The following is a 13,702-nucleotide window of genomic DNA, read 5'->3' as shown; positions in this document are numbered from 1 at the left end:
CCTTGCTTGCGCTAGACGCAAGCAAGGGGGCCTTCATGTACCTCAGCGCTGTCCTGGGCCACGCGCAGCCGTAGGGCAATCACCGAAGTCCGTGAAGGAGGCCTTCACGGACTTGCGACTCGCGACCCAGGCGCACCGGCGGGAACCTGGCACCGGTGCGGCGTGAAAGGTCCGGTGGCGCACATAGCTCCTCGCTGTCCGGCCGCCGGCGACAGGTTGATCTTCGCCGGGGGATCGGCCAGAGTGGTCCCGGGGTCTTGCTCGCGGTAAGGAAAACTCAATGGACAAGCGCTTTGTGCTCCGTGGTGCCGTTCTCGCGGCGACGTTGGCGGGCTCCGTGCTCACCGCGGGCTCGGCGATGGCGAGCACCGCGGAACCGTGCGCGGCCGGCGCGTCGGGTGATGTCGCGGCGGCTTCCTGCACGCCGTACCGCAAGGTGAGTGAGGGCTGGAGCAGCAAAACCTCCTGCAACCGCGCCGGCAACGAGGGCGCGCAGGCGGGACGCTGGACCGGCTGGAACTGCAGCCAGGCGCTGGCGGGCTGGGAGCTGTGGGTGCGCACCTGCACCGCGCTGGCCGCGGAAAAGGACGCGGTGACCACGCGCGAAACCGTCTGATTCCGAGCAGGGCCGCCCTGGGGTGAAACACCCGGGGCGGCCTTGTCACTTCCGAGCGTCCACAATAGACGGTCCGATTCCGGTCGGGCGATCGTTCGGGCCGTCGCTCACGATTCGATCGATCGATAGGCGGGCGAGGCGTGTACCGATGACCGGTCACGCCGTTCGCGCGGCCGCCGAGATCTACCTTAAATCAATGTTAAGCATCGGCGGATTCGGTGCTATCTTGACTGAGCGAAAACGCGAGAGGTTCTTCACGCGGAATTCGCCTTTCGGTCCTCGTGGTGTGGGCCCGCGGTGGAGGTTCGGTTACCGAATCGGCCGCTGAGCTGAGGATTCTCCTGCCGATACCCCGATACCGAACCTTCGGTACGGCCTGTCCGCACGGTGGGTTCGGTGGCCACGAACTGCTCCGGAATTCGTTGACCCCGTCGACAGCCGGTTCGTAGTGTTTGCCGAGTCTTGGGCAGGGACGGCTTTGGTGGACACATTTGGCTCAGGCAGAAGGGGGCTTTCCATGGCCGGCATCCGAACGATTTCCCCGATCGGCAAGCGAGCTTTCGACGCGGGTCGTACCGCACGACCAGGAATCATCAGTGAATTCGTGGAAGTCGCCGACATGCCGCTGGCGGCGCTCAGCGCCGGATTGCGGCTCGGCGGTGGCAACGCCGCCTTCTACCGTCTTCTCGGTCGCCGTCCCGCCGACGTGCTCGGCGAATCGTTCCCCGAGCTCGTCACCGCTGGTCCGGACCATCTGCGCGACCGGCTGAACCGGGTCGCCGAAGGCTGGGAGCAGCGGTTCCGCGGTAGCGTCACCGGGCTCGGCTCCGGCGGCGCCGACAGGCTGACCATCGTGGCGGGCCGGATGCGGGCGCCGGGTGCGGCCATCCTGCTGACCATGCTTCCCGAGACGGGCCCCGCCCGCGCCGAGCAGCTGAGCTCGGTCTCCGACATCGAGGCGAAGATCCTCCAGGGGATCGCCAGCGGCTTGTCCAGTCTGGAGATGGCCGACAAGTTCTACCTCAGCCGCCAGGGGATCGACTACCACGTCGCCCGGCTCCAGCGGAAGTTCAAGGCGCGCAACCGGGTCGAACTGGTTTCGCGTGCCTTCGCCACCGGCCTGCTGGACTCGACGGCGTGGCCGCCGCGGGTGCCGGAGTCCCGGCGCGCGAGCTGAGCGGCCCGGACCTGGCCTGCGGGTGGCCGCGGCGTGACGTGCTCGTGCGATTACGGTGCGATCCCAGTGAACGGCCACTCCTGTTGCACGTATTTCGGCAGAATTCGTAATGTCCTTCGAGGCCGTTTCGCTCGTTTGAGCGGTCAGGTCGGCCGTCGGTGGCGCCGGGCGTTGGTCCGGGAGCAACCTCGCGGGCATCCTTGATTCACGCCCTGTTTCCCTTCCGGGGCAACTTCTGTCATTCTGCGACACGCCAAGGTTCGCGCGCGGCGGTGTGCCGACCCGTGCCGCTCCACGCTCGAAAACCCTCGTCGACGAGCGCCTTGCTCATCTGAGCGCCTGCCATCCCTGTAGTGAGGGATAACCCTTATCGAGGTTGCACGCTCTATTCGGTAAGACGATCACACGATGAGATGGAAGCACGTAAGCGATTGTTCGCTCTGTGTGACGGCGACGACTCCGATGGGACGACAGGGAGGCGGAGATGGTGGATGCCAACAGACCTGGACGCGCGCCGGCCGGACGTGACGACGAGCTCCGCCGGCTCGCCGCTCGCCTGAGCCCCGGCGCGCCCGGTCAAGGCTCCGTCATCAAGGGATCGATCATCAAGGGCTCGGTCATCGTCGTGCGAGGGCAGGCGGGCATCGGCAAGACCAGCCTCCTGGACGCCGCGCTGGCCGCGCTCACGGACACCGTCGTCTTACGGGGTGCCGGCGCGCCCGACGACGGGGCCGCGGCTTCCCGGGAACTGCTCGCGGAGCTGAGCCGGGCCGGTGTCCGGGCCTCGGACCCGGACGACTTCGCCGCCTGGTACGAGGGTTTCGCGGACTGGGCGGGCGGCCGGTCCGCGATCGTGTTCGCCGTCGACGACGTGCAATGGTGTGATGAACCGACGGTGCGGTGGCTGAGCCTTCTCGCCCGGCACTCGACCAGGCTGCCGGTGCGGATGATCCTGGTCCGATCGGCCGCCGACGGCCCGGAAGGCGCGGCGGAACGCTTGGCGGACCTCGAATCCTGGTACGGCACCGAAGTGCTGGACCTCGGCCCGCTGCCGGCGGAGGCGGTCGCCGCGCTCGCGCGCGAGGCGGTCGGATCAGAGCCGGGGGAGGCCTTCGTCCGGCACTGTGTCGAGCAGTCCGGCGGTAATCCTTTGCTGCTGCGCGAGATGCTCGACGAACTGGGCAAGGTCGCCTCCGGGATCGCTCCGGTGGCCGGCTCCGCGGCGGGTGCGGCACTGATCCACTCCCTGTTCGCCGGTGTCCCGGACTACGCCCGGAAGGTCGCCACCGCCATCGCGGTGCTCGGCGGGCAGGATCTGTCCCTGGTCGCCCGGCTGGCCAAGGTCCCCGCGCGCACCGCCGGTACCGCCGTCGAACTGCTGCGGAGTCAGCACATCCTTGCCGCGGAAGGGTTTTCCTTCCGGCACGACCCGGTGCGGGACGGCCTGCTCGACGCGCTCGAACCCGCCGAGCTGGGCCGGTGGCGACGGACCGCCGCGATCCTGCTGAGCGACGCGGCCGGATCGCCGGAGGAGGTGGCGGAGCACCTGCTCGAACTCGCCGAGCTGGACTCGTGGATGGTCGACCTGCTGCGGGATGCCGCGAGCTGCGCCTGCGACCGGGGCGCGCCCTGGGACGCGCTGCGCTATCTCCGTCCCGCCGCGGCGGCCAGGCCGTCCGACGGGGGGCTGGCGGTCCAGCTCGCCGAGACGGTCGCGCTCCTGGAACCGGACAGCGGTTTCGACCTGCTGCGCCGCGCGCTCGAACTCCAGCAGGATCCGGTCGATCGGGCCAGGGCCGCGGTGAAACTGGGCCGCGCGGCACTCGTCGCCCGTCGCTGCGGGACCGCGGTCACCGTGCTGGAGAGGGTGCTCACCGTGCTCGGCGGTGAGATGGACCAGCAGCTTCGGGGGCATCTCGAAGGGCTGCTGTGCCTGGTGGGCATCGAAGATCGGGACAGCCTGGCGAAGCTCGACACCCGGATCCAGCCGCGGAACTCCGGCGGCCCGGAGACCGTCGTCGACGCCAGGCATCTGGCCGTCTGCGCCGTGGTCGCCGCGCTCGACGGGACCCGGCCGCGCGAGGCCGCCGAATGGGCGATGCGCGCGATCCGCGGATACACCCCGACCACCGACGATTCGGCCGTCAGCTCCGCCGTGCTGGCCCTGCTGCTCACCGACGAGGTCGACGTCGCCAGGGACGAACTGACCAGGGCCATCGAGCTCGTCCCGGCTCAGCGCAGCGAATACCTCGCCTTCCGTGGCCTGCTCGGGCATTGGTGCGGGGACCTCGCCACCGCGGCCGCCGACGCCGGACAGGCCTACGCGCTCAGCCGCCGCGCCGAGGGACGCACCGGCGGTGTCGTCCCTCGGATCGCCCTCGCCACCGTCGCGGCCCAGCAGGGCGACACCTCGAAGGCGATGAAGTTGTTGCGGGAGGCGGATTCCCCGCAGTTGTGGGACCACACGGTGATGCGCCCGTGGTTCCAGCTCGTCGACGCGCGGGTGCACTGGGCGGCGGGCGATCGCGAGGCGGCGCTGAAGCTTTTCCATCTCTGCGGGGAAAGCCTCGCCGACGTCGGCATCGCCAACCCGCTGCTGGCGCCGTGGTGGTTCGAAGCCGCCTGCCTGCTGGCGGACGAAGGACGTTTCGAGGCCGCCGCGGATCTCGCCGCCGAGGGAGCAGAACCGGCCGTGCGCTGGGGCACCCCGCGGGCGATCGGGATGGCCAAGCTCGCGACGGCGGTCTCCACCCGGGGGCCCGGGCGGATCGGGCTGATCGAAGAGGCGACGGCCGTCCTGGCCGGCTCACCCGCGCGGCTGGAGGAGGCCCTGGCGGAGTTCCACCTCGGCCGCGCGCTCGTCGACGCGGGGGACACCGCCGCGGCGCGCACCCATCTGCGGCGTTGTGTCGAGCTGAGCCTGCGGACAGGGGACCGTTTTCTGCTCCGGCGCGCCCAGCGGACCGCGGCCGGGGCGGGGATCCCGAGCGAGGTGACGCCGCTGGCTTCGCTGAGCCCGGCCGAACGGCACATCGCCCGGCTCGCCGGACGCGGGGTCAGCAACCGGGTCATCGCGGAACGCCTGTTCGTCACCGTCCGGACCATCGAGACGCATCTGACGAGCGTGTACCGGAAGCTGCGGATCACCGGGCGCGCCGAACTGGCGGTGGTACTGGGCCACACCGATGACCGTCCGGCCGTCCTCGAAGGCGTCCGGTGAGCGCGGTCCGGCGGCTCGAAGCCGAAGGCGCGGACGAACTCGTCGAGCGCGAGACCGAACTGCGCCTGCTCACCCGGCTCATCGGGGACCTCGAACACGGCCACGGTGGCTCGGCGCTCGTGCTCGGCCCGGCGGGCAGCGGCCGCACGGCGTTGCTGGACCAGGTCGCGTCCCTGGCCGCCGGGCGGGGTCTGCAGGTGTTCACCGCGCGGGGATCGGCCACCGAAGCGGACTTGCCGTACGGGCTCCTCTCCCAGTTGCTCGCCTCGATCCCGGAACTCGCGGACGTCCCGTGGCTGCACGCCGCGCTTTCGGACGGCACCGACGTCCAGGTCCTGCACGAACTGTTGTGCCAGCGGCTGCTGGAATCGGCCCGGCGCTGCCCGGTTTTGCTGGTCGTCGACGATCTGATCCTGGCCGACGAGCAGTCCGAGGCCTGGCTGGCCGCGCTGCAACGACGGCGGGGCAACGACCCCGTGCTGCTCGTCGCCGCGCATTCCGGTTCGCAGGACGCGGACGGCGACGACGCGCCGCTGTACCTCGGGGGTCTTCCCTGGGAGAACCGGCACGTCGTGCGGTTGCGGCCGCTGAGCGAGGCGGCGGTGCGGCGGCTGGTGCACGCGGTTCCGGCGCCGCGGCTGCCCGTGGCCGAGGTCTACGCGGCCACGGAGGGGAACCCGGCCCTGCTCGCGGAAGTCCTCGCCCGATCGTCCGCCTGCCAGGCGCCCGGCGCGGAGATCACCGCCATCACCGCGGACGTGCGCCGCGACACCGTGCTCGACCTGCTCGCCCGGCTGCCGTCCGATCTCGCCGCGCTGGTGCGGACGATCGCCGCCATCGGCACCCTCGACGAGGCCTACCTGCGGCCGCTCGCCGCCCCGCTCGGCATGCCGCTGAACCGCGCGCTGCGGGTGCTGGCGGACTCCGGCCTGATCGGGACCGATCCCGCCGAACCGATGAACCCCCAGGTGGCCACCTGGGTACTGGCCGCCACCGGCGCGGACGAGCGGGCGGGAACACGCCGCCGGGCCGCGGAGCTCGGGCATCGCCGGGCCGCCCCGGAGGAGGACGTGGCCGGGCTGCTGCTCGGTTCCCAGCCGGTCGGCGAGGCCTGGGCGCTGGAGACCTTGCACGCGGCCGCGTTACGCCGTCGCGAAGCCGGAGACCACGCCGAAGCGGCCCGGTACTACCGGCGGGCGCTCGCCGAACCGGCGCCGCCCGGGACTTCCGCGCGGCTGCGCCTGGAACTGGAAACGGTCGAGGCGTCGTCGTGCCCGTTCACCGGCGGTCTGCGACTGGCCAGGGCCACCAGGATTTCCGGCGACGACACCGTCCGAACGCGACTGTCCGCTGTGGACCTGATGATGCAGCGAGGGGCCCGGGACGACGCGTTGCGCGAGCTGGTCGTCTTGAGCGAGGCCGTGCTGGACGACCGGGATCGCGCGGATCTGGTGGCGCTGCACTGGCTGGCCGAAGGGTCCGGCGCCGGTGCCGCCCTGCTCGGCGTCCCCGCCGTCGCGGACGTCGATCCGGCCTCGCTGACTCCGGCGCAGGCGGCCGCCGCGTCCTGGCTCGTGACGACGTCCTGCCGTGACGGGCGGGCGGCCCGTCGTCTGGCCCGGCGTGCCGCCGATCCGTCGAACGAACCCATGACGCTGTATTCGCCGCGGCTGGCGCTGGCCATCACCTTCACCCAGACCGACGACGTGCTGGAAGCGCTTTCGGTCTACGAAGAGGTGATCGCGGACGCGAGCGCCGCCGGGGCGGGGGTGCCGGTGGCGCTCGGCCTCACCGGTCAGGCCTGGATCCACCTGCAACGTGGTCGCGTGCAGGCCGCGGAGGAGGCGCTCGCCAAGGCCGCCGCGTCCGGTCCGCCGGACGGCTGGCCGCTGTCGGTTTCCGACTCGCTGAGCACGATCGCGATCGCGGCGGCGCTCACCCGAGGGGATCTCGACGCCGCCCAGCGCGCCGTCGACGCGGCTGTCGACGGCGGACCGTTGTATTCCGCGCCGTACCTGCTCTTCATGCGCGGGTTGCTGGAACTGGACCTGAAACGCCATCGGCGGGCACTGGGCCTGTTCCAGGAATGCGGCAGGCGGATGAACGCGGCGGGCTGGCTGAATCCCGGTCTGGTGCCGTGGCGTTCGCACGTCGCCATCGCGGCGCAGGCGCTCGGCGACGAACACACCGCGGCCGCGATGATCAGCGAGGAATGGCGGCTGGCGCAGAACTGGGGCACGCGCACCGCGATCGGGCGGACGCATCTGAGCGCGGGCGTCGCGGTCCGGTCCGAGGACGCGGTGTTCCGGCTGACGCAGGCGGTCAACGCGCTTCAGCAGTCCCCGGCCAGGGTGCTCTACGTCGAGGCGGTGCTGCTGCTCGCGGCCGCGCAGCTCAACCGCGGCCAGACCAGCGGCGTGCCGCGGCTGCTGCGCGAAGCCGAACGGCTCGCCACCGCGTACCAGCTCGCCTGGGCGACGTCGCGGATCGCCGACCTCGGGAAACGACTGTCCGACCGGCCGCGCCGGTCCTATCGCACGGCGTCCCGGCGATGGCGGGCGCTCTCGCCCGCCGCGACCGACCTCGTCCGTCGCGTGCTCTCGAACGCCTCCAACGCCGAACTGGCGGAGGAACTGGGCGTGAGCAAACGCGCCGTCGAGCTCCGGCTCACCGCGATCTACCGGCAGCTCGAGGTGACCGGGCGGGCCGAACTGCGGGAGCTGTTCGACGCGCTGGACAAGGAGCTCTGAGCCGCCGTCATGATGATCGAACGAGCGGATCAGCTGGCCGCGATCGCCGGGGCGGTCGCCGAGGCCCGTGCCGGGGCGGGGGAGTTCGTCGTCGTCCGCGGCGGGCTGGGTGCCGGACGGTCGGCGCTGGTGCACGCGGCGGGCGAAGAAGCCGCCGCGCGGGGCGTGCGCGTGGTCCGGGCGGCGGCGACGCCGTTGGAGCGAGGGGTCGCCCACGGCGTGGTCTGGCTGCTGCTTGAACCCTTGCTGGAGGCGGGCCGGCGCGGGGAACTGCTCACCGCTGTCCGGGCCGAGGGCGAGTTCCCCGCCGGCCAGGCCGACCCGCGCCGCGCTCACCTCGTCCTGCACGAACTGCTGGAGCTGTTCACCGAAATGGTGCGTGACACCGGCCCGGTCGCGCTGCTCGTCGACGACCTGCAGTGGGCCGACCCGGCTTCGGCGCGCTGGCTCGCCTATCTGGCCAAGCGGATGAGCAGGCTGCGGGTCCTCGTCGTCGCGACCTTGCTGGAGGGCGACGATTCCGCGGACGACATCGTGGTCAAGGACATCGCCCGAACCGCCGCGCGCACGGTGCACGCCACCCCGCTCTCGCCCGCCGGTGTCCGGGCGTATCTGACCGCCCGCTGCGGAGCCGAACCCGCTCCCGAGTTCGCGGACGCCTGCTACGCGCGCACCGGCGGTTCGCCGATGCTGCTGGACGCGCTCGTCAACGCGATGCTCGGGCACGGTCTGCGCCCGGTCGCTTCGGCGGCGGCCGAGCTCGCCGCGCTGCGGCCCTCACCCGCCGCGGCCCGGCTGACCCGGTGCCTGCGCGCCCAGCCGGACGACGTCCGCGCGGTGGCCAAGGCGATGGCCGCGCTCGGCGAGCCGACCGAGACCGGTGTCCTCGCCGAGCTCGCCGGCCTCGACTCGCCGGACTTCGACGCGGCGCTGCGCGCGTTGCGCAGGCTGGGTGTCGTCGAGGCCCCCGCCGACGGGCTGCTGCGGTTCGCCGGGGAGATGGCGGGCGATCTCGTCGCCGATCAGCTGAGCGCGGAGGAACAGGACCGGCTGCATCTGCGCGCCGCGAATGTCCTCTACCGCAACGGAAGGCCGGTCGAACAGATCGGACGGCAGCTGCTGGCCACGGTCGCCGAACCGGAACCGTGGGCCGCGGACGTGCTGCGGACCGCGGCCAGCGCCGCGCTGGCGAACTCTTCGCCGCAGACGGCGGCCCAGTACCTGCAGCACGCGCTGGCGCATCCGGGGGCCGATCGCGCGGAACTGCTCGTCGACCTCGCCGCCGTCGAACGCGGCTACGACCTGCCCGCCGCTCACCGGCATCTGCACCAGGCGCTGGGCCTGATGCGGGATCCGGTCGACCGCGCCTTCGCGCTCGGCCTGCTCCCGGTGGTGGCCGGGGTCCGCTTCGCCGCGGACGTCCGCCGTCTCCGGCAGGTGCTCGCCGAACTGCGGGACGTCCCGGGGCCGGAGGCGGCCGAAGCGGCGTTGCGCATGGAAGCCCGGCTTCGCTATCACGAACGAGGCGTGCCCGGTGTCGGGAAGGCGGCGGCGGACCGGCTGGCCGAGCTCGGCCCGGCGCCCGCTCAGGATTCTTCGGCCCAGCGGGAGCTGGTCGCCGTCCTGCTGTATCTGATGACCGTCGCGGGCGCCGCGCCCCGGGAGTCCATTGTGGACCTTGCCCGCCAGGTGCTGGAGCGGGAACCCGGTTCACCGGACCAGATGTACACCACGCTTCCGCTCACGGTGCTGGTGCTGGCCGCCGCGGATTCGCTCGACGGGGTGGACTCCTGGCTCGCCGCGGCGTGCGGCGCCGCCGCCGATCCGGACCTGCCGACGCTGGTCGCCTGGGCGGGGCAGGCGCTGGTGGCCTCCGCCACGGGCCTGCTCGGCGTGGCCAGGGACCGGGCCCAGGCGGTGCTGACGTCGGCGGGGCCGAGCCGGGTCGGGATCACCATGACGGCGATGCGGGTACTGGCCGAAATCGCGATGGAGCAACGAGATCCGGCGCTCGCGCGGCTGCTCGTCGACAACCTCGAAGTCGAGCACGACCCCTGGCTGCGGTCACTGGCCCACGGCACCCTCGCCCTGACCGAGGCCAATCACACCGCGGCCGCCGAGTACTTCCTCGACTGCGTGCACCAGCTGGAGCGCTTCGGGAACCGGGTCCTCCTGCCGCTGCGTGGCCAGATCGCCCTCCTGCTCGCGGCGACCGACGATCCGAAGCGGGCGGAAGCCGTCGCGCAGGGCGAGGTCGAGCGGGCGTCGTCGTGGGGAGCGCCGTCTTCGGTGGGACGCGCCCTGCGCATCCGCGCGACGCTGCTCGACCGGGACGAGGACGCCGTCCCGGTGCTGCGCGAGGCCGCGGAAGTCCTGGCCCGTTCGGGAGACCGGCTCGAACTCGCCCGCACGCTGGTCCTGCTCGGGGAACGCGGCACCGGACCGGACGCCCGCGAGCGGCTGCTGGAGGGCCGCAGCCTGGCGGCGGGCTGCGGGGCGAGCTGGCTGACCGGATCCGCGGAGCCGTCGGACCAGGCGGACGGCGGCCTGCTGACCGCGACCGAGCAGCGGGTGGTGGAGCTGGCCGTGTCCGGCCGCCGCAACCGCGACATCGCGGAACTGCTGGAGGTCACCGTGCGCGCGGTGGAGAAGCACCTCACGAGTTCGTACCGCAAGCTCGGCATCAGCGGCCGTGCCGAGCTGGCCGCGGCGATGCGTGGTCACCGGGCGGGGTGAACCCGGTCAGGGCTCGGCGCCGCCCAGCTCGTGAATGTCAGGAAGGTTACTGGGCCGAAAGTCGGCGGTGTCAGGTCGGGTGGCGAAGTCCGTGAAGGCCTCCTTCCCTACTTTGAGGGTAAGGAAGGAGGCCTTCACGGACTGGTGTGGCTCATCACTTCCGCCGGGTGTGGCCCGGCAGGAGAGCGTTGCGGAAGTGGAGTTCGCGACACCGGAAACCGGCGCTCAGAACTGCCTGGTCACCAAGCCCATCGAGGAGTCTCACGAGACCCGGCCGAGGCGGCCCTGCAGCCACGCCGCGGCCAGCTCCACCCGGGAATGGCTGCCGGTGCGCTCGAACAGCGACGTCAGCCGGGCTTCGATGCGTTTCTCGCTGACTTGCAGCGCCGCCGCGATCTGCCGGTTGGTATGGCCGTTCGCGATCAGGCCGACGATGTGCCGCTCCAGGGGATCCAGGGTCGCTCGATCGGCCCGGTCCGCGCGGTCCGCCGAAAAGGTGATCTGGTGCTGTTCGAGCAGCGCCGCCACGGACGTCAGTTTCGTGACGGCGTCGAGCCGCCGCAACGTCCGGTGCGCTTCGAGCAGTGAGGGCGCGGGGACCGGGCTCACCTCGCCGAACGCCGTGCACGCCTCGGCGATCCGGAACGCGTCACCGGACTGCCGGGCCAGTTTGACCCCCGCGCGCACCGACTCCAGGTCCCCGCGCACGAGACCACCGCACACCAGGGCCGCTTCCTGGACCGAAGCGGTCGGGGTGCGGGCGGCGAGACCCTCCAATTCGGACAGCAGGCGAGTGACGGTCTCGGTGTCCCCTTGGTGCCTCGCCTCGTGCAGAAGCCGGGCCAAGAGGCGTTCCATCCCCGCCCGCAGCCCGCGTTCGCGACAGTCGGTGTAATCGCGCCAACCGCGTTCCAGCGCGTCGTCGCGGTTCAGCAGGCAGCGGACCCACGCGACGTAAGCGTCGGCGGAGGTGCGGAAAGGCAAGCGGCGCAACCAATCCGCCGCTCGGTCCGGCCGGTCGCGCTGGGCGCAGATCTCCGCGGCGAACACGCTCGCGAACCGGTGACGACGGGGCGGGTCCCACCACAGGCGGTCGCCTTCGAGCCGCCGCGCCAGCGACAGCGCCGTGTCCCACTCGCCCTCGCGGTAGGCCTGCCGGACCGCGTGCCAGTCGACCGAGAAGCCGGTCGTCGGCGGCTGGTAACGGCCGCGCAGCAGGACGTTCAGCACGCTGACCGTGTCGAGGAGCTCGGCGGCTTCGGCGACGTCCTCGTGCGGCGGCAGTTCCGGTGGCGCCAGCCATTCCTCGGCGGGCCTGCCCCCGTCGCCGGGCAACGCGCCCAGCAGGATCCCGGCGCCGAGGGCGAACAGAGGGTCCTCCTCGGCGCCGCAAGCGCGCGCGAGCACCCGTACCGCCTCGGCGGCAGCCTGCCGGTCGGCCCGGTTGATCGAGTCGAGCAGGCCACGGCATTCGCGGGCGGTGTCGAGGGAGCGGGCGACCTCCACGGCCAGCGGACGTACGACGTCGAGTTCGGCGAGCCGCTGTTCGTGGGCGAGCGCGCCGAGCCAGCACATCAGGACGGTGGCGGACAGCCGGGCGGACGGCCAGGCGCCGTCGAGCCGCGGTGCCACGACGGTCGCGAGGTCGTCGGCCAGCGTGCCGTATCCACCGGCCGCGAGACTGTCCGTGAGCAGGGCCCGGAGCACTTCGGGAATCCGGCCGTCGGACGGATCGAGCAGCCGGAGCGCCGCCATCCGGTAGCGGCGGGCGGTCGGCAGGTCGGTGTTCGCGCCCGCGGCCGCGGCGAGCAGGAGGCCCGCCGCTTCCGGATCCGGCGGCGACGGCGGGAGTTCGGCGAGATGCGGGGCGATCTCGGCGGGGTCGGGAAGCCGCCGTCCGAGGAGGTCTCGCGTGATCCTCCGGTGCAGGACGGTGCGCCAGCGCGTGCCGTGCTCCAGCCGGAGTCTGTCGGCCAGCGCGGGGACGGCGAACTCCACCGCGCCGTCCGTCCCGGTGCGAAGGATCCCGGCCCGGACCAGATCGTCGAGGGCCTGGCCCGTGGCGGACGGCGACAGCGCCGCCGCGGACGCGAGCCAAGGCAGTCTTTCGAGGGTGGGGGCGCTTTGTTCGCTCAGCACCGCGATGACGGCGGCCAGCCGCCGGGAGCGTGGCCCGAGCCGCCGCAGCCGGAGTGTCTCGGGGTGCCCGCCGGGCAGCGCGATCGGCGGGCCCGCGCCGATCAGGCAGACGTGCTCGTCGATGACCGACAGCCTGCCGGTGGCGCGCAGGCCGGAGATCGTCGCGCCGACGGTGCCGGGATTGCCGAACAGCGGTCCGAGCGCGGTGCGCACGGAGGTGACGAGCGCGGGGTCGCTCGCGATCCGCCCGGCACGGGTCGTCCAGCCGGGCAGCAGCGCCGTCGTTTCCGCGGCGGTCAGCGGCCGGAGACCGATCGTGCCGTCGGCGACGGCGAACAGCTTGCCGGCCGGGCCGCCCGCCGGATCCCGGCCGGTCACGGTCGCGACGGTGACCGTCCCGGTGGCGCGGGCTCCCTCGGCGACCAGGGTGAGCACGGTGGCGAGCTCGGGCGGAAGCAGGTCGAAGTCGTCGAAGTGCAGCATGATCCGGCTGCGCGGAGCCAGAGTGGCGAGGACGGTGATCAGGTCGTGGGCAGTGGTCTGCGGTCCGGCGCCGGAACCCGACTCCAGCCGGGCCCGGAGCCAGGCGACGGCGCTGAGCATGCTGACCAGCTCGGGCCGGTCGAGCGCGGTGATCAGCTCGACCAGCTGGGTCGTCAGCCGGAGCAGGACGGTCTCGGGCTCGGGGCCGGCGGGTACGGGCAGCACGGCGGCGCCGGAGCGGCGCCCGCGCTGCGCCAGCCCGGAAAGGACGGTGCTGCGGCCGCTGCCCACGGGCCCGTGCACCACCCAGATCGCGCCGGACCCGGTGAGGACCCGGTCCAAAGCGGCCTGCGCGTCGTCCGGACCGGCACTCGTGACGGCCGTCGCTCCCATTTCCCTCCTCGACCGGCGCGGGACCACGGCGCGGCCGGGCGACGGTCGCTCCGAGCATGGCGCAAGGAGGACCGTTCGGTCGGGAGGTCAGGCGGCCGGGGCACCTTCGGCCAGCATAGTTGCCCCGGCGGACCACGGAGCGGCTTTCCGTCGCGTTTCGTCCTCTGGATGCGGTCCTTGCGCGTGCA

6 protein-coding genes are annotated in these 13,702 nt (G+C 72.4%); 5 read left to right on the top strand and 1 reads right to left on the bottom strand.

Annotated features, from left to right (window positions below):
* Positions 1-280: 280 nt before the first annotated feature.
* The 5 genes from CFP71_RS27765 (at position 281) to CFP71_RS27745 (ending at position 10,499) form a co-directional block, all read left to right on the top strand.
* The gene (locus CFP71_RS27765; RefSeq protein WP_093936893.1) at positions 281-616 is read left to right on the top strand and encodes a hypothetical protein; all 336 of its coding nucleotides are present in this window, start codon (positions 281-283) and stop codon (positions 614-616) included.
* Positions 617-1,133: 517 nt separating this feature from the next.
* Entirely contained in the window at positions 1,134-1,793 is a 660-nt protein-coding gene (locus CFP71_RS27760) for a helix-turn-helix transcriptional regulator (protein WP_093936892.1), read from the top strand.
* Positions 1,794-2,277: 484 nt separating this feature from the next.
* Positions 2,278-5,013, top strand: a complete 2,736-nt coding sequence (locus tag CFP71_RS27755) for a helix-turn-helix transcriptional regulator (RefSeq protein WP_093936891.1) — start codon at positions 2,278-2,280, stop codon at positions 5,011-5,013.
* Positions 5,010-7,763 carry an AAA family ATPase gene (locus CFP71_RS27750; protein WP_093936890.1) on the top strand — a complete coding sequence of 918 codons (2,754 nt, stop codon included), beginning with the start codon at positions 5,010-5,012 and terminating at the stop codon, positions 7,761-7,763. Before CFP71_RS27755 ends, CFP71_RS27750 begins: the two co-directional genes overlap by 4 nt.
* Before the next feature lie 9 nt (positions 7,764-7,772).
* A complete protein-coding gene (locus CFP71_RS27745; RefSeq protein ID WP_093936889.1) occupies positions 7,773-10,499 on the top strand; it encodes an AAA family ATPase in 2,727 nt (908 codons plus the stop codon).
* A gap of 261 nt (positions 10,500-10,760) precedes the next feature.
* On the opposite strand, the gene CFP71_RS27740 is transcribed toward CFP71_RS27745, so the two are convergent.
* On the bottom strand, positions 10,761-13,514 hold the full coding sequence (locus CFP71_RS27740) for a helix-turn-helix transcriptional regulator (RefSeq protein WP_093936888.1): 2,754 nt from the start codon (positions 13,512-13,514) through the stop codon (positions 10,761-10,763).
* Positions 13,515-13,702: the final 188 nt, after the last annotated feature.

It is taken from the genome of Amycolatopsis thailandensis, from assembly GCF_002234405.1.
GTDB lineage: Bacteria > Actinomycetota > Actinomycetes > Mycobacteriales > Pseudonocardiaceae > Amycolatopsis > Amycolatopsis thailandensis.
The sequence above is the reverse complement of the archived record's forward strand: the minus strand, read 5'-3'. Positions and strand labels throughout refer to the sequence as shown.